The 20,958-nt window shown below is 51.8% G+C and carries 18 protein-coding genes; 17 read left to right on the top strand and 1 reads right to left on the bottom strand.

What is annotated here, in order from left to right; all coding sequences use genetic code 11:
• Position 1 precedes the first annotated feature (1 nt).
• The 9 genes from folC (at position 2) to P1U47_RS13370 (ending at position 9,836) form a co-directional block, all read left to right on the top strand.
• Positions 2-1,315, top strand: a complete 1,314-nt coding sequence (gene folC, locus P1U47_RS13410) for a bifunctional tetrahydrofolate synthase/dihydrofolate synthase (RefSeq protein WP_301029569.1) — start codon at positions 2-4, stop codon at positions 1,313-1,315.
• Positions 1,312-1,944 carry an SPOR domain-containing protein gene (locus P1U47_RS13405; RefSeq protein WP_301029568.1) on the top strand — a complete coding sequence of 211 codons (633 nt, stop codon included), beginning with the start codon at positions 1,312-1,314 and terminating at the stop codon, positions 1,942-1,944. The genes folC and P1U47_RS13405 overlap by 4 nt, the downstream gene beginning before the upstream one ends.
• 85 nt (positions 1,945-2,029) lie before the next feature.
• Positions 2,030-2,554, top strand: coding sequence for a CvpA family protein (locus P1U47_RS13400; protein WP_301029566.1), 525 nt, complete (start codon positions 2,030-2,032; stop codon positions 2,552-2,554).
• 39 nt (positions 2,555-2,593) lie between these two features.
• A complete protein-coding gene (gene purF / locus P1U47_RS13395) occupies positions 2,594-4,114 on the top strand; it encodes an amidophosphoribosyltransferase (RefSeq protein WP_301029565.1) in 1,521 nt (506 codons plus the stop codon).
• Between the two features lie 29 nt (positions 4,115-4,143).
• Positions 4,144-5,355 carry an O-succinylhomoserine sulfhydrylase gene (locus P1U47_RS13390; protein WP_301029563.1) on the top strand — a complete coding sequence of 404 codons (1,212 nt, stop codon included), beginning with the start codon at positions 4,144-4,146 and terminating at the stop codon, positions 5,353-5,355.
• On the top strand, positions 5,345-6,274 hold the full coding sequence (locus P1U47_RS13385) for a MoxR family ATPase (RefSeq protein WP_301029561.1): 930 nt from the start codon (positions 5,345-5,347) through the stop codon (positions 6,272-6,274). The genes P1U47_RS13390 and P1U47_RS13385 overlap by 11 nt, the downstream gene beginning before the upstream one ends.
• Positions 6,275-6,276: 2 nt before the next feature.
• A complete protein-coding gene (locus tag P1U47_RS13380) occupies positions 6,277-7,230 on the top strand; it encodes a DUF58 domain-containing protein (RefSeq protein WP_301029560.1) in 954 nt (317 codons plus the stop codon).
• Positions 7,230-9,248, top strand: a complete 2,019-nt coding sequence (locus P1U47_RS13375) for a DUF3488 and transglutaminase-like domain-containing protein (protein WP_301029559.1) — start codon at positions 7,230-7,232, stop codon at positions 9,246-9,248. The genes P1U47_RS13380 and P1U47_RS13375 overlap by 1 nt, the downstream gene beginning before the upstream one ends.
• 12 nt (positions 9,249-9,260) lie before the next feature.
• Positions 9,261-9,836 (top strand): mechanosensitive ion channel domain-containing protein, encoded by a 576-nt coding sequence (locus tag P1U47_RS13370; RefSeq protein WP_301029558.1) that lies wholly within the window; start codon positions 9,261-9,263, stop codon positions 9,834-9,836.
• A gap of 31 nt (positions 9,837-9,867) precedes the next feature.
• Here the strand turns inward: P1U47_RS13370 and P1U47_RS13365 are convergent, their stop codons facing one another.
• Entirely contained in the window at positions 9,868-10,509 is a 642-nt protein-coding gene (locus P1U47_RS13365; RefSeq protein ID WP_301029557.1) for a TetR/AcrR family transcriptional regulator, read from the bottom strand.
• A gap of 84 nt (positions 10,510-10,593) precedes the next feature.
• On the opposite strand from P1U47_RS13365, the gene P1U47_RS13360 reads away from it, so the two are divergent.
• From P1U47_RS13360 to P1U47_RS13325, 8 genes are all read left to right on the top strand, one after another.
• Positions 10,594-11,667 carry an efflux RND transporter periplasmic adaptor subunit gene (locus P1U47_RS13360; protein ID WP_301029556.1) on the top strand — a complete coding sequence of 358 codons (1,074 nt, stop codon included), beginning with the start codon at positions 10,594-10,596 and terminating at the stop codon, positions 11,665-11,667.
• Positions 11,668-11,673: 6 nt separating this feature from the next.
• Positions 11,674-14,799: an efflux RND transporter permease subunit gene (locus P1U47_RS13355; protein ID WP_301029555.1), complete on the top strand. Its 3,126-nt coding sequence runs from the start codon at positions 11,674-11,676 to the stop codon at positions 14,797-14,799.
• A 172-nt stretch (positions 14,800-14,971) separates the two neighbouring features.
• Positions 14,972-15,775, top strand: a complete 804-nt coding sequence (locus P1U47_RS13350; RefSeq protein WP_301029553.1) for a hypothetical protein — start codon at positions 14,972-14,974, stop codon at positions 15,773-15,775.
• A gap of 221 nt (positions 15,776-15,996) precedes the next feature.
• Positions 15,997-16,353 (top strand): YibL family ribosome-associated protein, encoded by a 357-nt coding sequence (locus P1U47_RS13345; RefSeq protein WP_301029551.1) that lies wholly within the window; start codon positions 15,997-15,999, stop codon positions 16,351-16,353.
• A 348-nt stretch (positions 16,354-16,701) separates the two neighbouring features.
• Positions 16,702-17,847 (top strand): acyl-CoA dehydrogenase family protein, encoded by a 1,146-nt coding sequence (locus P1U47_RS13340; protein WP_301029550.1) that lies wholly within the window; start codon positions 16,702-16,704, stop codon positions 17,845-17,847.
• A 39-nt stretch (positions 17,848-17,886) separates the two neighbouring features.
• Positions 17,887-18,660, top strand: a complete 774-nt coding sequence (locus P1U47_RS13335; RefSeq protein ID WP_301029549.1) for an SDR family NAD(P)-dependent oxidoreductase — start codon at positions 17,887-17,889, stop codon at positions 18,658-18,660.
• A gap of 223 nt (positions 18,661-18,883) precedes the next feature.
• Positions 18,884-19,648 (top strand): crotonase/enoyl-CoA hydratase family protein, encoded by a 765-nt coding sequence (locus P1U47_RS13330; protein ID WP_301029547.1) that lies wholly within the window; start codon positions 18,884-18,886, stop codon positions 19,646-19,648.
• A gap of 32 nt (positions 19,649-19,680) precedes the next feature.
• Positions 19,681-20,922: an acetyl-CoA C-acetyltransferase gene (locus tag P1U47_RS13325; RefSeq protein WP_301029545.1), complete on the top strand. Its 1,242-nt coding sequence runs from the start codon at positions 19,681-19,683 to the stop codon at positions 20,920-20,922.
• Positions 20,923-20,958: the final 36 nt, after the last annotated feature.

Raw genomic sequence — 20,958 nt, 5'->3', positions numbered from 1 at the left:
CATGCGCTTTGCACAGCTTGATGACTGGTTGCGTTGGCTGGAAACGCTCCATCCGCGCGCAATCGATATGGGCTTGGAGCGCACGGCACATGTCGCGCAGACGCTGGGTATAAATTTAACGATGCCAGTGCTCAGTGTTGCTGGTACCAATGGTAAAGGCAGTTGCGTGGCATTGGCGTCGGCGATTTTCGGCGCCGCAGGCTACCGCGTTGGCACTTATACCTCGCCTCATCTCCTGCGCTATCACGAGCGGATTAACCTTGCTGGTCGCACGGTGACCGACGGCGAATTACTTGCCGCCTTCGCGGCGATCGATAGTGCGCGGGGATCTACCTCCTTAAGTTATTTTGAGTTTGGCACTCTGGCTGCCCTGTGGCTGTTTGAGCGTGCCGAGCTTGATGTGGTGGTGCTTGAGGTTGGTCTAGGCGGGCGCTTAGATGCCGTTAATATCATTGATGCCGATGTCGCCATTGTCAGCTCCATAGCCCTAGATCATGAAGCTTGGTTAGGTAGTGACCGCGAGGCGGTAGGACGCGAAAAAGCGGGCATTTTTCGTGCTGGCCGCGCCGCAGTGATTGGTGATGTAGACCCGCCACAATCGCTTCTCGATTACGGCGGTGATATTGCTGCGAAGCTACATTGCCGGAATCGAGACTTTAGCTTTAGCGCAATTCGATTAGCGTGGGACTGGCGGGGTGTAGACGCACGGGGCGAGGCCCTTGTGTATCAAAACTTACCGCTGCCCAAGCTCCTAATAGATAATGCAGCGACCGTTTTACAGGCCTTGGCGTGCTTGCCTTTAGCCGTATCGGAGCAAGCGATTCACCAAGGCTTGCAGCAGGCCTCAGTAGCCGGACGCTGTCAGCATATAGACCTTGCTGGGGTCGATATTGTACTCGATGTCGCGCATAACCCCGCCGCAGTTGTTACACTGCGCCAACACTTGCAAAGTCAGCCGGTAGCGGGCAAGACAATATGTGTTTTTGCGGTGATGGCCGACAAAGCTATTGCCCAGATGTGCACCATATTGCAGGGCTGTTTTGAAACGTGGTTATTGGCTACCCTGCACGATAATCCCCGCGCAGCGCAGGATGTTGATGTGGCGGCGGAGTTGCGCAGTCTGCAACTTAATAACATTGAATGCAGTGGCGATGTGCTAACAAGTATGCAGCGGGCGATGACGCTATTGCGAGCAGGTGATCGTTTGGTGGTTTTTGGTTCGTTTTTTACGGTGGCAGAGGGGATGGGCGTTTTGTCAGCATGGGCGAAATCAAGCGCGAAGCAGCCCAGTAACTGCAGTGAGAACACGTTATGATGAGACAACGTTTAATTGGTGCGCTGGTGCTGCTGTGTGGCGGGGTGATTTTGTGGTCGCTACTGTTTACTGGGCCGGCGAACTCAAAACTTGATCGCCATAGCCAGATTCCTGCCGCGCCGCAATATGAGCCGCTGATCGACGTGGCACCGGAAAAGCCCCAAGGTATTCTGCCCGCTGATACGGTCTTGGTGCCGCCTCAGCCGATTGCAAAGGTAGACGACGAGCCGGCGGCAGTCCCGCCGAAAGTTGTTGTACCGCCCCCAGAGCCGCAGGCCGACAGCTCTTCGTCTGCAAATATAAAGCCCACAAATACAAAACCCGTCGTGGCGAGTAAGTCTATTGCCGCTGCCGAGCCGCAAAAGCCAGGGCTCGATGAAAATGGCCTGCCGCGGGGCTGGGTGGTGCAGGTAGGGGTGTTTGGCAATAGTGCCAACGCGCAGGCGCTAAAAAAATCACTGCAAAGCGCAGGGTATAAAACCTTTATAGATTCAATTCAGCGTAATTCAAAGCAGCTGCATCGGGTTTTAGTCGGGCCGGTATTGAGCGAAGACAAGGCAATTGCCCAGCAGCAGGCCATTAATAAGCGCTTTAAGGTGAAGTCGATCGTCAATCGGTTTGAACCCTAATTAACGTCCTAAGTGAAATCTACTTGGGCTGAGGGCGCGGGCTTGTTAGAATTCGCGTCTCTAAAATCCACGGGAGCTGTTTAGGGTGCTAAGCACGTTAGTTTGGGTAGACTGGGCCATTATTGGCATAGTCACCATGTCGGCACTAATTAGTTTAATTCGTGGTTTTGTCAAAGAAGCCCTGTCGTTGCTGTCGTGGGCCATGGCCTTTTTTGTCACTGTCGCCTTTCATGTGCAAGCGCTTGCCTTGCTCGAAAACCTAGTTGATAAAGTCTATTTGCGCGAAATTTTGGCGTATGTCTTACTTTTTGCCGCCACCTTGGTGTTGGGCAGCTTACTTACCCATTTAATAGCCATGGTGGTAAAACGCACCGGTTTAAGTGGTACCGACCGCCTGTTGGGCATGATTTTTGGCACGGCTCGCGGTTTGATCGTGGTGCTGGCCGGATTAGTTATACTCCCGTCGCTATTAACGGGTATTGAAAATGATCAGTGGTGGAAGGACTCACAGCTGATACCCGAGTTTCTGTTGATGAAGGACTGGTCAGAGCAGAGCTTTAACGATGTTGTTAATTGGGGCTCGGCGCTATTGTCGAATAAACCAGTTTAAAAACAGCATTGATCTTCACCCTAATTGAGGTAGTACTGCATGTGTGGCATTGCAGGCATAGTCGCCAAGTCCAACGTAAACCAAGATTTATATGATGCCTTAACGGTATTGCAACACCGAGGCCAGGATGCCGCCGGTATTGTGACCTTTGCCGATGGCAAGCTGAATCAACGCAAGGACAACGGCCTAGTAAAGGACGTGTTCCACACCCGCCATATGCAGCGCTTAACGGGCCATATTGGTATTGGCCACGTGCGTTACCCCACTGCGGGTAGCTCCAGCCCGGCGCTGGCCCAGCCTTTTTACGTTAATTCGCCCTACGGTATCAGCCTTGCCCACAATGGCAATCTGACCAATGCCGCGGAATTATCCCAAGAGCTATTTCAGTCGGATTTACGCCACCTAAACACCGATTCCGACTCTGAAGTACTGCTCAATGTGTTTGCTCACGAATTGCAGAAGCTCGGTAAATTAGTCCCCGCCGCTGAAGACGTTTTTGCGGCGGTTAGCGGTGTTCACAATCGCTGCAAAGGTGGCTACGCGGTGGTTGCCATGATCGCTAACTACGGCGTTATCGGCTTTCGCGATCCCAACGGCATTCGCCCTTTGGTCTACGGGGTGCGCGAGTCTGCGGGCGGCAAAGAATATATGCTTGCCTCAGAGAGCGTGGCACTAGACGCCTTAGGCTTTAAATTGATTGCCGATGTAGCGCCTGGTGAAGCGGTCTATATTCAAACCACGGGTGAAATTCATGTGCGCAAATGCGCCGCGGCTGCTGATTACCGGCCCTGCATTTTTGAACATGTGTATTTTGCGCGCCCAGATTCAATTATGGACGGTATCTCCGTTTATAAATCTCGCCTGCGCCAAGGTGAACGGCTCGCGGAAAAAATCCTGCGCGACCATCCCGATCATGATATTGACGTGATTGTGCCGATTCCCGATTCCAGCCGTATTGCCGCCCAGTCGATGGCCGCTAAGCTCGGCGTGAAGTTTCGCGAAGGCCTAGTGAAGAACCGCTACATTGGCCGCACCTTTATTATGCCTGGCCAAAGCGCGCGCAAAAAGTCGGTAAAGCAAAAGCTCAACGCCATTGGCTTAGAGTTTAAAGACAAAAACGTAATGCTGGTCGACGACTCGATTGTGCGCGGCACCACCTGCCAGCAGATTATCGAAATGGCCAGAGATGCCGGCGCTCGCAAGGTGTATTTCGCCTCGGCAGCGCCTCCAGTACGCTACCCAAATGTGTATGGTATCGATATGCCGTCGGTAGACGAGCTAATTGCCCACGGTCGCTCGGTGGAAGAAATTCGCCTTGAAATTGGCGCCGATTGGCTGATATATCAAGATCTCGACGATTTGGTAAACTGCTCTTCTGAAGGTAATCCCAAAATCAATGATTTTGAGTGCTCAGTGTTTAATGGCCATTATGTGACTGGCGATGTCGATCAAGCGTATTTAGACAAGCTGGCGGCAGATCGCAATGACGATAGTCAAAGCTCACGTAATACTGCTACCGGTGATGGTGGCTTAATTGGTTTGCATAACGACGTATCCTAAACGCGCTAGGTCTGGAGTGAATTAGCATCATGACTGAACAGGAATATTTGGCTCAGCGGGTGGCCGTACTGCAGGCCGCTGAACTCGATACTCAAGCCGTGCGCAGCGGTCAGCGACGCACGGCCGAAGGCGAGCATTCCGAGCCTATTTTTACCACCTCGAGCTATGTTTTTGGCTCGGCGGCAGAGGCGGCTGCGCGGTTTTCTGGCGAACAGCCAGGCAATGTTTACTCGCGCTACACCAACCCCACGGTACGTACCTTTGAAGAGCGCATAGCGGCGCTGGAAGGCGGCGAAATGGGGGTGGCGACTTCATCGGGCATGGCGGCAATACTTAGCACCTGCATGGCCTTGCTTAAAGCAGGGGACCACATTGTGTGCTCGCGCAGCGTGTTTGGTACCACCACCGTGCTGCTGACTAAGTTTTTGGGCAAACTCGGGATTCGCACCAGCTTTGTCGATTTGGTTAATCCCGAGGCGTGGCGGGCGGCGATTTGCGCTGACACGCGCTTATTGTTTTTAGAAACCCCATCTAACCCTCTGTCGGAAGTCGCTGACATTCGCGCCCTGGCCGATCTGGCTCACGAGCACAACTGTTGGTTGGTGGTGGATAACTGTTTTTGCACCCCAGCCTTACAGCTGCCGCTCGCCTTGGGCGCCGATATCGTTGTGCATTCGGCGACTAAATACCTAGACGGCCAGGGCCGCTGTATTGGTGGCGCCGTAGTTGGTCGCCGCGAACAAATGGAAGAGGTGCTGGGCTTTATTCGCACGGCGGGGCCGAGCATGAGCCCCTTTAATGCATGGGTATTTCTCAAGGGTCTAGAGACCCTGCGGCTGCGCATGATGGCTCACAGCGCCAGCGCTCTGAGCTTGGCGCAGTGGCTGCAGGCGCAACCGAATATCGACAAAGTATATTACTCGGGGCTAGAAGATCACCCCCAGCACGCACTGGCCGCGGCGCAGCAAAAAGCCTTTGGCGGTGTGATGTCCTTTGAAGTGCGCGGTGATAAAGCCGCCGCGTGGCGCTTTATTGATGCCACTCGCTTGGTGTCGATTACCGCCAATCTTGGCGATGCAAAAACCACCATAGTGCATCCGGCAACCACCACCCACGGACGCCTCACGCCAGAACAGCGCGCCGACGCGGGGATTCGCGACAACCTTATTCGGGTTGCAGTGGGCCTAGAGGATATTAGCGATCTGCGAGCTGATTTACAGCGCGGACTCGATGCCGTCTGATAGCGTGGCTATTCTTGCAGAGGTTGTTGCCGAAATTGGCCGCGTGGTGCTGGGCAAAGACCGCCAAATTCAGCAGGCGCTGTGCTGCTTGCTGGCACGGGGGCATCTGTTAATTGAAGATGTGCCTGGGGTGGGTAAAACCACCTTGTCCCATGCCTTTGCCAAGGTAACGGGGCTAGATTATCAGCGCATGCAGTTTACTAGCGATTTACTGCCTGCTGATATTCTCGGGGTGTCGATATTTGACCGCAATAGCAATGGCTTTCATTTTCATCCAGGCCCGATTTTTACCCAATTTTTACTTGTTGATGAAATTAACCGCGCCAGCCCCAAAACCCAGAGCGCGCTATTAGAAGCCATGGCGGAGCAGCAGGTCAGTATTGAGGGTGAAACCCGCGTACTGCCCAAGCCGTATTTTGTGATGGCAACCCAAAACCCCTTGTTTCAGTCGGGTACCTTTCCGCTGCCCGAATCTCAGCTCGACCGCTTTTTAATGCGGATCTCGCTCGGCTACCCCGACGAGCGCTCCGAACGGCGTTTGCTCGCCGGTGGTGATCCTCGCGCCTTGTTAGGCCAGTTGCGACCGCTACTGAACGCGGCGAAAATTATTGCCCTGCAAGACGCCGTCGACAAAATTGAAGTGCGCGACAGCGTGCTGTCTTATGTACAGCGCCTGATTGGTTTTACCCGCCAAGACTCACACTATGCTTTTGGTTTGTCTACGCGGGCGGCGCTGGCGCTCATTCAGTGTGCCAAGGCGTGGGCAATGCTACAGGGTCGCGACTACGTTTTGCCCGACGATATTCAGCTAGTGCTAGAGCCGGTGGCGGGGCATCGACTTAGCGCTGCGGCCGACAGTCAGGGTGATGGCCCCGACTTGATTAAGCGTCTGATGTCGCAGGTACCGGTAGTGGTATAGCGATGACAAGCCGGATTCGAGCGCTGTTTCGTCGACAATTCAACAAGTGGCTAGACAAGCGCAGCCCGCGCTGCAGCGAAATTACTCTCAACCAACGCCGTATTTTCATCGTTCCCTCTAGTGCCGGCCTAGGCTTTGGCATTATGTTGCTGGGCCTTTTGTTGCTGGCGATTAATTATCAAAATAACCTCATTTTTGCGCTGTGTTTTTGGTTGTTCAGTATTTTTTTGGTAGCCATTCTCCACACCTATGCAAATTTGGCGGGGCTAGTATTACGTGCTGGCGCCGCCGAACCGGTGTTTGTTGGTGAACAAGCGCGTTTTCACTTGCATGTAGCCGCTGCGAGTCGGCATCGACATCGTCTGAGTTTGGGCTTCCCAGACCAACAAGCAGAAATTTGCGATATAGACGCAGAGACCGGCGCAATCAATGTGGTTATTAGGTACCCAGCGCTGCAACGGGGCCGCTTACGACCAGGGCGAATGGAGGTGAGCTCGCGCTACCCGCTTGGGATTATTCGCTGTTGGAGCGCTCCCGCGTTGGACTGGCACGGTCTTGTTTATCCGCGGCCGCGGTATTTGCGGCCACTGTTTAACAGTGCCGATAATGGCCAGGGTAATATTCCCGACCGGAGTAGCGACAGCGATGAATTTAGCGGTTTTAGTCACTATCAAGCTGGGCAGTCGCCGCGCCGAATTTTTTGGAAAGCGTACGCCAAAGGCCAGGGCTTGCTTACGAAACAATACGAGCAATCCCAAGCTGATGAGCTGATTTTAGATTGGGATAGCCTCGATGGCCTCGGGGTGGAAGATCGCCTAAGCACGCTGTGTGCCTGGGCACTGGATTGTGACAAGCGCGGCGTGGCTTTTGGCTTAAAACTGCCAAATCGAAGTTTGCCTGCGGGCAGCGGTGCGGCGCAGTTAGCCAAGGCGCTGCGCGAACTGGCGGTGTATTGATGGACAGCGCAAAAATCAATTTTGTGGCAGAGCGGCAATCGGTGATGTGGCTATTAATTGCCCAGCTGGTTGCAATAGTGCCGCAGTTGGGCAGTTTGCCAGTGTGGATTATTGGAGTGTGGGCGGCTGTCGCGGTTTGGTACTGGCGTATTGTCACCAGGGCGTGGTCTTTTCCGCCGCGCTGGGTCAAAGCTTGCTTGCTACTGGCGGTAGTTGCAGGGGTGTATTTTAGCTTTTCCTCCTTATTTTCACTGGAAGCCATGATTGCGGTTTTGGTGTTGGCGATCATCTTAAAATTACTTGAATTAAAAACCGCGCGTGATCACTGGCTGGTGTTAATGCTCAGTTATTTTGTGGTTGCTTGCGGCTTATTGTTTTCGCAGCAAATTGGCGCACTGTTGTTGGCGTTAATTCAAATAACACTGTTGTTAATGGCCCAGCAATCGCTATATCGCCGCGACGCCAAGGCGCTGCCAATGCTGCGCGCAGTGGCGGTAATGGGCTTGCAATCGTTGCCGCTGATGCTGATGCTATTTGTGATTTTTCCCCGAATTGGCCCGCTGTGGACCATGCCGCTGCCGGGCGGCGAGGCCGTGACGGGCATGTCTGACTCTTTGGAATTTGGCGATATTGCCAAACTCAGCCAATCGGGCGCGCTGGCATTTAGGGTGCGTTTCCATGGCGCCAAGCCCGCGCCGGAGGATTTGTATTGGCGGGGCTTGGTGCTAGATGAGTTTGATGGCAGGCGCTGGCGTCGTAGCAGTTGGTCGCAGTGGTCGAATAAAATTGCAGCGCCAGCGTTAACGAGGCCCTTGCTTAATTACACGGTTACCTTGGAAGCTGGCGCGCATAAATGGCTGTATGCGCTGCCACTGGCGGTAGTGCAGCGCGACGACGTTTATTATAGTAATCAGCATCAATGGTTGGCGAGTCGGCCTTTAACTGGCCGTTTGCAATACGCCGTAAGCAGTCAGCCAGTTCGGTATTTGCCCGACGCTAACGCTAAAGCCACCGCCGTTAGCGCTAATAATTTACGCTTGGCGGGGAACACTAATCCCCGTGCTCGCGCGCTGGCGGCTGAGTGGCTGCTCCAGTGGCCAGACAAGTCAGATCGGGTGGCGGCGGCGATAGCCTATTTCAAGCAAAACGCGTTTATTTATACCCTCACACCGTCGCGATTGGGCCAGAACAGTGTTGATGAATTTTTATTTAACACTCGCCAGGGTTTTTGCGAACATTTTGCCGGCAGTTTTGTGTTTTTGATGCGCGCGGCGGGTGTGCCAGCGCGGATTGTGGTGGGTTATCAGGGCGGCGAGTTTAATGATCGCGACGGTTATTTGCTAGTGCATCAGTCCGACGCTCACGCCTGGGCCGAAGTGTATATTGACGGTCAGGGCTGGCAGCGAGTAGACCCCACCGCAACGGTGGCGCCGTCGCGGGTGCGCTTGGGAGCCGAGGCGGTGTTTCGCGGCCAAGACGGCTATTTGGCGGGCGATGCGATGTCGCTGCGCAAATACGAGTGGGCTAAGCGGATGCGCTATTTTGTCGACAATATAAATTATGCGTGGGCGCGCTGGGTATTAAATTACGACTCTGGTATTCAAAATAATTTTCTCTTGAAGGTGTTGGGTGATATAAACCCCCAGCGTTTAATGTTGCTGGTATTAATGGCCGGCGGCGTGCCTCTTGGGGTGGCTGCATTTTTCAGCTTGCGGCAGTCTCGGGTTGCGGGTGAGGATTTGGCGGCGCGCTATTATTTGGCCAGTTGCAGTGCCTTAGCGCGGCGGAGGCTTGTGCGGCGCAGTGGCGAAACCCCTGATGATTTTGCCCAGCGGGTTCAGCGTGAACAGCCTTGTTGGGGCGCTTGGCTGGCATCGCAAACCCAGTTGTTTAGCCAGTGCAGTTACCTGCCCCAAGACAGCCGCAGATATCAGCAGAATTTAGCACTTTTGAAACGCGCCCGCCGTCCGCGAAAATGGATGGAGCGCCACTCTCAAACCACGAAAATTAATAAATAGGGTAGATCGCCAATGAGTAAGTTCTTTATTTTGTTATTTGCTAGCGGGGTTATGTTTTACGTTAACCGCATGCTGAATAGCATGCTAATTAATTTTGCCGAGAAGAACCAGCACTCAGCGCTGCGGGTTGGCTACGTGCGCAAGACCGTAAACTTTGGGTCATTGCTGTTGGGTTTTGTTCTAGTGTGTTTTTTTCTCGGTCTTGGCTACCACCAAGTGTTTATTTTTATGTCTTCGTTTTTGGCGGTACTGGGTATTGCCTTAATCGCCCAATGGTCGATGCTCAGTCATTTAACCGCTGGGGTAATTATCTTTTTTGCTTTTCCCTATCGCATTGGCGACCGCATTAAGGTGGTTGATAAAGACGATGATATTACCGGCCGTATTCTCGAAATTGCCCTGTTTCATGTGCTAATACGCCGTGACGATGGCACTACTGTGGTCTACCCAAACAGCATGATATTGCAAAAAGCGGTAATCAAATTGCCTGCGTACGCGGTAGTAAACCCGCAGCCTGGCAACTCTAAACCCGCTATTGATTTAGGTGCGGCGCCAGCCCAGCATAAAGAAGTGGATGATCAAATTTAAGCGACTGCGCCCAAACCCTTCATCGTGATTTTTAGGCGCGGTAGGCTTTTAAAAACATTTGCACACAGCTGCGGGCATAGTCGTCTAAGTCTGCGGCAGATTTAGTTGCCGCAAGGCTGAGCAGGCTGCGAAATTGGGTCTCGCTGTGGATCATTGCAATCAATTGGCTGGTAGCGAATTCAATATTGCTAATCTGCAAATGGCCGAGACGACATTGCTCGCTGAGATAGCCGTGTAGGCGCTGGCGAATTTTACCCGGCCCCGCCGCCCAAAACAGTTCGCCGACTTCACTATTGCCGCCTTCACGCACACAAACACGGAATATACCAATGGCTTCGGCGCTGTTTAATAGCGATGTTAGGTGGGTACAGAAGTAAGTTAAATAGGTCTCAAAATCCATTTCAGCGCCTTGTTTTTCCGGCACTAGATTGTATTCCTCGCATTTGGCGTCAATGGCGGCGGTGAATAATTGCTGCTTATTGCCAAAGTGGCTATATACCGTTTGCTTGGAAACGCCAGCGGATTTAGCAATACCCTCCATGCTGACTTTTTCAAAGCCGTGTTCAACAAAGAGCATTCCCGCGGCCTCGATGATTTGCCCGCGTTTTTCTTCGTCTTTCGATCTACCGCGTTTTTCTTGCACGTTGTTTAACTCGCATTGCTTTTTTGTCATGTTAACTTAAACAAAATAGACTGGACAGTCTAGTATGATTTATCTATATTCGAGCCAATCTGCTTCCCTGTGAGAATTTTGACCATGAAACGCGTTTATACCCTAGCGGCAATGCTAAGTTTAGTGATTTTTATGCCGGCGTGGGCGCAGGCAGACATGCCTAAGCGGGTGGTGAATAGTCTTGTTATTGAGCGTCAGCCTAATTATGAGGCTAAACGCTTGTTTGCTGGTCGGGTTATTGGCAGTCAGCGCGCTGAGATTGGTTTTGAGCTGGCGGGCAAGGTGCTCAGTGTTAATGTGGAAGATGGCGACCACGTTGAAGCGGGGCAGCTGCTTGCCACCTTGGATTTGCGAGCGCTGCATATCGAGCGCACTGAATTAGAGGCAGCGCAGCACGAAGTAAACACTCGATTGCAGCAAATAGACAAAGACCTTCAGCGTTTTCAGGCGCTACACGAAAAGGCCTATGTTTCAGATGGACAGCTAGAAAGCTTGCGATCAAATCGCCAGGCCACTGCCGCGCAATTGGCGCAGGTTGAATCTAGGCTAAAGGGTGTCGCCTTAAAATTGAAAAAATCCCAGCTAATTGCGCCCTTCGCCGGCGAGGTAGCCACTATGCAATTAGAGGCTGGTGTTCTTGTCGCGCCAGGCCAAGCACTGATGCAAGTGGTGCAAACCAATAGCAATGAGGCGGTTTTTGGGATTTCGGATCAACTTGGTCGCAATTTAGTGATAGGCCAAGCGCTGACCGTATTTGGTGATTTTGGTGAATGGCAGAGCAATTTAATCGCCGTTTCGCAAAATCTTGATTGGCGCACCCAGACCCGCACTGTGCGAGTATCGCTGCCAGCGCAAGCGCCAGCGGTAGACGGCAACACCGCGTATTTACAACTCCCAGAAACGCGCGCAGTTGCGGGCTTTTGGTTGCCCTTACAGGCCTTGCTCGAAGATGTGCGGGGTACATGGGCGGTTTATCACCTCGCTCCCAATCCAGAAATAGCGGGCAGCTACCAACTTCAAAAGCGCTCGGTGCAGCCGGTATATCAATTTGGTGGCCAAGTTTACTTAAGCGCTGAGCTCAATAGCGGCGACCGTGTTGTGAGTGGGGGCATTCACCGCCTCGCGCCAGGGCTGCATGTTAGCCTGGCACAGGAGTAAGCGGCGATGAACCAAAAGCTACTCAATAATCCGCGTATGGTGGCCTTGGCCTTCGCCCTGATTGTGGTTGCAGGGCTTGCCGCCATTGCCAGCTTACCGCGCATGGAAGACCCACATATGACGAATCGGCACGCGCTGGTCGTCACCATGTTTCCAGGCGCTAGCGCTGAGCGAGTGGAGACGCTTATTTCTGAACCGCTGGAAAACGTGATTCGCCGCGTTCCTGAGGTTGTTCATGTGACCTCGCATTCCAGCGGCGGCGTGTCGGTGATCGTGGTACAGCTTAGCGACGAAGTGTATGGCAAAGAAAACGTTATGCTGTGGGCTGATATTCGCGACAAAATTGAACAGGCGCGGCACTTATTGCCAAGCGGTGCGGGAGCGCCGGTTGTAGATTCTGAGCGGGGTCACGCCTTTACGTGGATTGGTGCGCTGGTTTGGAAGGGCGAGGGCGCAGGCGACGAGTTGCGTTTAGGTCGCTACGCCGAAGAATTGGCCAGCCGCCTGCGCAGCTTATCGGGTACCGATTTAGTGTCTATTTATGGCGCGCCTCGTGAAGAAGTACAGGTTAAGGTCGACGTGGTTAAAGCGGCCGCGGTCGGTTTAGATGTGCCGCAAATTGCTGCGCTGCTAAATAACAGCGATGCTAAAACCGCCGCCGGTGAGTTGAATAACGGCCGCCAACGTCTGTCGTTGGAGCTGGAAGGGGGCTTTGATGAGCTGGAACGCATCAAGCGCACGCCACTATTAACACTCGCTAGCGGTGGTTCCTTACAGCTTCAAGATATTGCAAAAATTTATCGCGGTGAACCCGACTCCCCCTCAGACTTTGCCATTATTGATGGTCAGCGTGGGGTGGCCGTGGCTTCGCGCATGTTGCCAGACCGGCGCGGCGACCATTGGACCACAGCCTTGCAGGCTGAGGTGGCCGCCTTTGCATCTACGCTACCCGTCGAAATTGGGGTGCAGGAATTATTTGTGCAGGAGCGCTATAACGATGTTCGCCTCAGTGATTTGATATCCAATATTTTACTGGGCTTTATTTTTATATTTGTAATTCTGCTCTACACCCTCGGCTGGCGGTCGGCAGTGATTGTTGCGGTGTCGCTGCCGTTGACCATGCTGTTTTCGCTGGCGTGTATGCGCTTTTTCGACTTACCCATCCACCAGATGTCGGTTACGGGTTTGATCGTTGCGCTGGGAATTATGGTCGATAACGCCATTGTGGTCGTTGACATTGTGATGCGTAATCGGCGTCAGGGCGATTCCTCTATTGCCGCCGCCACCAAGGCCTTAAAACATCTGTGGGTGCCCTTGCTGGGTTCAACATTAACCACCGTGTTAACCTTTATGCCGATTGTGCTAATGCCAGGTCCTGCGGGGGAGTTTGTGGGGGCTTTGGCCCGCGCAGTGATATTTTCCCTTGCCGGCTCGTGGTTAATCTCGCTGTTTATCATTGCGCCAATTGCTGGCCGTTGGCTGGCCAAAGATCAGGGGCGCGGTATAGCACATCCCGAGTTGGACCGTAAATTTAGATCGCTATTGGCGTGGGTTTTAGAGCGGCCGCGACGAGTCATTGTATTGTCAACGATTTTACCGCTGTGTGGTTTCTTGGTAATAAAAACGCTGCCTGAGCAGTTTTTTCCAGTCTCCGATCGCGACATGATTAATTTTGAACTATTTTTACCCGCGGGCAGCAGTATTCAAGAGACGCGAGAGGCCACAGAGCAGGTCAGTGCTCGTATTAAACAGCATCCTGAAGTATTGGCACTTAATTGGTTTGTGGGCCGAAATGGGCCTTCGTTTTATTATAATTTAAAAGACAGCCGCGATGGCTCGTCTAACTACGCACAGGCCATGATTACTATGGTCGACTTTAGCGCCGCTAACCGTCTTGTTGGTGAGCTACAAACCGAGCTGGACGCAGCCTTCCCACATTATCAAATTATTGTTCAGCGTTTGGCGCAGGGGCCGCCATCTAACGCACCAGTAGAGCTGCGCTTGTATGGGAGTGAATTAAGCCAATTAAAAACAATGGGCGATCAGTTGCGGCGTATTGCTTTAGAAACGGAAGACGTTATTCAGGTGCGGGATTCCCTTGGCGAAGTCGTACCCAAAATCTGGTTAGACGTTGATGAAAGTGAAGCCCAGCGCAGCAAGGTTGGCTTAAAAGACTTATCACAGTTATTGGCAGCCAGTGTCGACGGCGTGCTCAGCAGTAGTCTGCTTGATCGCACCCAACAGATTCCAGTGCGAGTGTCGGGCGCCAATGTAAAGCAGTTGAGTGTGGATAAGCTAATGTCATTCCCGCTGGCACTGCCGACGGGGCCGAGGCCGCTATCAGCATTGGCATCCGTGAATCTGCGGCCCGCGCTGGCGCGAATATCGCGGCGCGACGGCCAACGCATGAATAGCGTTGACGTTTTTGTGGCTAATGGCGTGCTTCCAGCTGTGGTTTTAGGACGGATTAAGGCTAAATTGGCAGCCGAGGACTTTCATGTTCCCGATGGTTATACCCTACAAATAGGTGGTGAGGCCGAAGAGCGCAATAATGCGGTCGGCAAGTTATTGGGCAGCGTCGGTATTATTGCGGTATTGCTCCTTGTTACCGTGCTGATGGCTTTTGACTCCTTCCGCTTAACGGCATTGGTATTTGCAGTGGCAATTCAGTCGGCGGGCATGGGCATGTTAAGTCTGTGGTTGGGCCAGTTTCCCTTTGGTTTTACCGCCATTATCGGCTTGATGGGTTTGATGGGCTTGGCGGTTAACGCGGCGATAGTTATTTTAACTGAGCTAAAGGCCTCGCCGTTGGCGATGGCGGGAAATAAGGCCGAAATCGTTGAAACTGTGGCAACCTGTACTAAACATATTAGCTCGACCACCATTACCACGGTGGCCGGACTAATCCCTCTTATTTTCGCCGGCGGTGGGTTTTGGCCACCGTTTGCCATTGTTCTAGCTGGCGGCACAGTATTGACCACGATCTTGTCGTTGTTTTTTGTACCTTCAGCCTTTTTGGTGCTCCGTAAACCTTATGTTCTTAAATACCTGCCTAAGGGCTCGCAAAGGAGTGAGCCGGAAGCACCTCCTGAAACAGTGCCGCCGGTAGCGGTATCTGGCACGGCTAGCTAAGGCCGCGCCATCGTCATCGTCCTGCTTAGGTTAATTTTTATCTGGGATTGCATCGCTTATTGACCTGTGACACAATAACTTCAAGTTTAATGATACTGTTTCATTAACAGATTTTTTTGGGGTTAGGCGCCTTGGCGCTTACCGTGTGAATATAAAAAAAAAGGTATAAGCGATGACAGCACCCTATGACCACCCTCTGAATTTAACGATGCAGGCAATCCTGACCTACGGAAGTTGGGCGTTGACCTTGGTGTTTTTGGTGTTGGCGCTGCGCATGAGCGCGAAAGAGCGCACGCCTTTCTATGTTTTAATAATTTTGGCTGCAATGGTTGGTGCTTTTGCCGAGCCCTTGTATGACGAAGGCCTGATGCTGTTGTTTTATGTACCAGGTATTTGGACCCATTTTTCTGCATTTAATATTCCCCAGCCATTGTGGACTCACAGCGGCTATGTGGTTTTGTACGCAAGTGCAGCGATCTACATTTGTCAGCAAATCAACGCTGGCACGTTAACCAAGAAAGCCTTGTACGGTTGGGCTTTGATTGAATTGGCAATGTCCTGCACTTTTGAAATGATCGGTATCAACGGTGGCGCTTACGAGTATTGGGGTCCGCACGTCTTCCGTATTTTCAACTACCCGCTAGTAATTGGTGTGTTAGAAGCTGCGCAGGTGATTTGTTTTAGTGTTGCTGCAGCCGAGCTGCGCAAGCGGGTTAGTGGTCCAATGGGCTTGCTGGGGCTGTTTATCTTGTTCCCTTGCACATTCTACTTAGCTAACTTTGGCGCGGGTTCTTTTGTAATTATTGCTCTGCACCTAGACCAGCCATCAACCGCATTGGTCACAATCGCTACTCTGCTAAGCCTTGGTTCAGCAGTGCTGTTAATTCGCGCTGCGGCATCTTTTTTACCAGACGAGGCCGCTGTGGCGGCCAAAACGCGAGCTACCAGTAACGTAGGTGCTACCGCAAACGGCTAATCTGTTTCAACTGTTTCAAATTTAGGCCTCTTTTTACCACCCTTCGGGGTGGTTTTTTGGTTTGTGCGTTTGCATTTCGGGTTGGGTAATATTACTAAGCGCGGCAGCTTTGTGAATCTTGCTTGCCAGTTATTGTTATACTGCCGCGCAATATGCCTGCCACTGAAGCCGGCTGGGGCCACGGTTTGCCGTGTTTGCAATCCCTTAGAGAAATTTACAATATGAATTTGAATCAAGATATTCAGCTAATTAACAACAAGATCGATTTGTTTCGCCGCAAATTAGAAGCCGCCAAGCTCCGCGACGATCAAAAATCCGTACTGCATTTTAAGAAAGAGTTGAGCACCCTCAATCGCAAAATAGCCAGCATTAAAGGCATGCAAACAGCGCAAAATAATAGCAAGGCCGACGCCTTAAAAGAGCTGGGGTTTCACCGCGTGTTGACCAAAGCGGAACAGGCGGATATGGGTAAATTTAAAAAGACAGTGAAAGGCTTGGTGGTGGTTCACCCGCTTACCGCGCTAGGCCGCGAAATGGGTATTAGTGCAGTGACTGGCTACGCGCCAGCTAAGTTTTAACTTAGCCCCAGTCAGTGTTCCGAGGTGATCAATTAGATTGAGGCCTACTTTCTGAGGTTGCTTTACATTCCCTGCAATGGCTCAAATCGCTCTGTTTGCGCTGGGAGTGTCTAAAGTTACCGCTTGCCACTAATAATTCTTTTCACCTCGAATTAGGCGCCGCACGAAAATGCGCGCTTAACCCCGCTTTTGTAACAAAATGTCATTTTTTTTGTTGCCTATCGACATGGTTCCCGCCGCTGCTTATACGACAGAATAGGTCTCGAATTTTTCGGCGTGCGCTTGCCTGCCGAAATTTAAGGGTTTGCGCCTATTTGGCTAAAACCAGTGTTTTTTTACGGTGGGGATATGCAAAGAGATTGTTTTACAGAAGATCAGCAGCAGTTCCGCGATGCCTATCGTCGGTTTCTAGAGCAAGAAGTGGTGCCCCATCGCGAAGCGTGGCGAAAGGCGGGTATTGTTCCTCGAGATATCTACCTAAAAATGGGTGAACAAGGCTATTTGCTTACTTGGGCGCCAGAAGAGCTGGGCGGCCTAGACCTTGAAGATTTTCGCTACCAACAAATTATGATCGAAGAAGACGGCCGTTATGGCGAGGCGGGTTTGTTTCACACCTTGCACAGCCGCTTGGTGGCGCCGTACTTTAAACATTTTGGCAGCGCAGAGCAAAAGCAGCGATTTATTCCTAAATGTGTGTCGGGTGAATGCATATTAGCCATTGCAATGACTGAGCCCGATGCGGGTTCTGATCTCGCTGGCATGAAAAGCCGCGCCGAGGACAAAGGCGATCACTGGCTGTTAAATGGTTCTAAGGTGTATATTTCTAACGGCATTCTTGCCGATGTGGTGATTGTTGCGGCAAAAACGAACCCTGAAAAGCCCCGTGAAATGACCTTGTTCATTATCGAAGCCGGTATGGAAGGTTTCGAGCGCGGCCGCAATCTAGATAAATTAGGCTTAAAGGCTCAAGATACCGCCGAGCTATTTTTTAACGACGTAAAAATCCCTAAAACAAATGTACTAGGTGAAGTCGGGCGGGGCATGCATCACCTTATGCAAGGGCTTGCCGAGGAGCGTCTTATTACCGCTTGCGGCTCGCTCGCGGCAGCGGCGAGCGCCTTTGAACTGACTAAAGACTACGTTGAAGACCGCAAGGCCTTTGGCAAACCACTGTCTGAGCAGCAAAATACCCGTTTTAAAATGGCCAGTATGCGCACCGAGATCGACGTGGCACAGGCTTTTGTTGATCAGTGCGTAGCGCAACATAATGTTGGTCGATTAACAGCAGATTCTGCATCTAAGGCTAAACTGTATTGTTCTGAGGTTGAGGGCCGCATGGTTGACGAGGGCGTTCAGTTGCACGGTGGCGCGGGTTATATGCAAGAATATGAAATTTGTAATCTGTATGCGAACGCGCGTATCAGCCGGATTTTAGCTGGTACCTCAGAAATCATGAAAGAAATCATAGCGCGTTCAATTTTTGAAAAGCGCTGAAATCAAATAATTTACGCTCACTAAAGCAGGAGAAAACTCATGGATATTAACGGTAAAGTAGCCATTGTTACTGGCGGCGCCTCAGGACTAGGTGAGGGCACAGTGCGCGCCTATGTTGCCAAAGGTGGCAAAGTTGCCATTTTTGACATGAATGCCGATCGCGGTGCTGCCATTGTTGCTGAATTGGGCGCCGATAACGTCAGTTTCCATAATGTGAACGTGGCCGACGAAGTCTCTGTAGCAACGGCGATTGCCGAAGTAGTGGCGAAATTTGGCGCTATCCATATTTGCAATAACTACGCGGGTATCGGCAACGCCGTTAAAACCTTCGGCAAAAATGGCGCTTTTCCGTTGGATGCCTATAAACACGTTATCAACGTAAACTTGATCGGTACCTTTAATGTTTGCCGTCTTGCGGCTGAGCAAATGGCTAAAAACGAGCCCTACGACGGTGCCAACGCCCGTGGCGTTATCATTAATACTGCGTCAGTCGCGGCTTATGAAGGTCAAGTTGGTCAGGTTGCTTACAGTGCCTCTAAAGGTGGTGTAGTGGGGATGACTTTGCCAATGGCGCGGGATTTGGCGTCTTACGGTATTCGTGTAAATACCATTGTGCCGGGTCTGATTCACACGCCATTGTTCGACACCTTGCCCGAAGCCGCTTACAAGTCACTGGAAAACAGTGTTGTTAACCCCCAGCGCCTCGGTCGCCCAGACGAAATTGCGCATTTGTCGGTCATGATTGCAGAAAACGAGTACATGAATGGCGAATCCATCCGTTTGGATGGCGCGATTCGTATGCAGCCTCGTTAATTTAGCTGATTCGGTTAGTAGCGACGCTGCGCCGTTGGCGCAGCGTCAATATGCCAACTGCAACGTATTAAATTTACTTAACATGAATGGTGTGGGGAGTTGTTGACGCGCTCGGTCTCAAGCACTGCGCCACTTCCAATTTATAAAATGCACATTGATGTGTGTTGGTAACTGGCTTTCCACAGGGTTTCCCCTAGGCCTGATTAATGAATGGAGAATAAACATGAGCGACGAAGTATTAGTCAGTGTTGAAGATGGCGTGATGATTGTCACCATCAATCGCCCTAAAGCAAAAAATGCCGTTAATCTTGCCGTTGCCAAAGGCATTGCTGCGGCAATGGAAGAGCTCGATAGCAATGACACAATTCGCGCGGCAATTATTACCGGCGCTGATAACACGTTTTGCGCGGGTATGGATTTAAAGGCATTTGTGACGGGTGAAGTGCCGGTTGTAAAAGGCCGCGGCTTTGCCGGTTTGTGTGAGCAGGGGCCTAAGAAACCGCTGATTGCGGCCGTTGAAGGCTTCGCACTGGCGGGCGGTTTTGAAATCGCCATTAGCTGTGACCTTGTGGTTGTTGCAGATAATGCAAAATTTGGTATTCCCGAAGCTAAGCGTGGCTTGGCGGCGGCTGCCGGCGGATTGATGCGTCTACCTCGCCAAATTCCATCGCGCATCGCCATGGAAATGGCTTTAACGGGCGACTTTATCACCGCCCAGCGCGCCTATGAATTAGGCCTAGTGAACCGCGTGGTTGCAGCGGGCACTGCCCTTGAGGGTGCTAAAGCTTTAGCACGTAGCATTGCGGCCAATGGCCCAATGGCGGTAATTGCGAGTAAGCAGGTGGTGATTGATTCGCAAGATTGGCAGCAAAACGAAATGTTTGCCAATCAAGGCAAAATTGTTAATCCGGTATTTAGTAGTAAAGACGCTATCGAAGGCGCCACTGCGTTCGCTGAGAAGCGCGCTCCCAACTGGAAAGGTTGTTAATCGCCCCCAAGGGCTTAGACGAGGATAGCAAAATGAAAGAAGCATGGATTATTGACGCCTGCCGCACGCCTCGCGGTATTGGTAAAGCCGGTAAGGGCGCATTAGCTGGTATTCATCCCCAGCAATTGGGTGCCACTGTGCTTAAAGCCTTGGCCGAGCGTAATAAGTTAAACACCGCTGATGTAGACGATATTATTTGGGGCACCAGCTCCCAGCGCGGTGAGCAGTCTGCAGATTTGGGGCGCATGGCTGCATTGACCGCTGGCTATGATGTGCGCAGTAGTGGCGTTACCCTTGATCGCTTTTGCGGTTCTGGCATTACCGTAGTAAATCTTGCTGCGGCATCCATCATGTCGGGTATGGAAGACGTGGTCATTGCCGGTGGCACCGAGATGATGTCTAACTACGGCCATAATGGTAATGATCCAGCAATGTTCCTCGATAACGGCAATATGGTGCTGCGCGAAGCTCACCCGCAACCGCATCAAGGTATTTGTGCCGATGCTATCGCATCGCTAGAGGGCATTAGCCGCGAAGCCTTAGACCAATTGGCTGTTGTTAGTCAGCAGCGTGCAGCCCACGCTATTGCCAACGGTCATTTTGATAAGAGCTTGGTGCCAGTGTTCCGTGAAGATGGCAGCCTAGCTTTAGACAAAGAAGAGTTTCCTCGTCCAGGCACAACACTTGAAAGCCTTGGTCAGTTGAATCCTGCCTTTACCAAATTGGCGCATATGCCTTTGGATGAGGCGGGCACAACCTACGCTGGCCTAATTAAAAAAGAATATCCAGATCTTGAGTTTGAATGCGTCCATCACGGCGGCAACTCCTCTGGTGTGGTTGACGGCGCAGCGGCTATTTTATTGACATCGCCTGAATACGCCAAAGCTCATGGCCTAAAGCCTCGCGCTAAAATTCTTGCTACCGCGAATATGGGCGATTCACCAACCCTGATGCTAAATGCGCCAGTGCCTGCAACGCTGAAAGTACTGAAAAAGGCGGGTTTGACCATCGACGATATCGATCTATTCGAAATTAACGAAGCCTTTGCTGTGGTTGCCGAAAAGTATATTCGCGACCTAAAATTAGATCGTGACAAGGTTAACGTCAACGGTGGTGCAATGGCTTTGGGGCACCCGATTGGCGCAACTGGTGCGATTTTGATTGGCACCTTGCTGGATGAGCTAGAGCGTCGTGGTTTAAAGCGTGGGTTAGTGACCATGTGTGCCGCCGGCGGTATGGCGCCAGCGATTATTATTGAGCGTATTGAAGGCTAAAACTACGTGATTTGATTTTTAGTGTTTTGAAAGGCC

Source organism: Zhongshania sp. (genome assembly GCF_029212375.1).
Taxonomy (GTDB): domain Bacteria; phylum Pseudomonadota; class Gammaproteobacteria; order Pseudomonadales; family Spongiibacteraceae; genus Spongiibacter.
The sequence above is the reverse complement of the archived record's forward strand: the minus strand, read 5'-3'. Positions and strand labels throughout refer to the sequence as shown.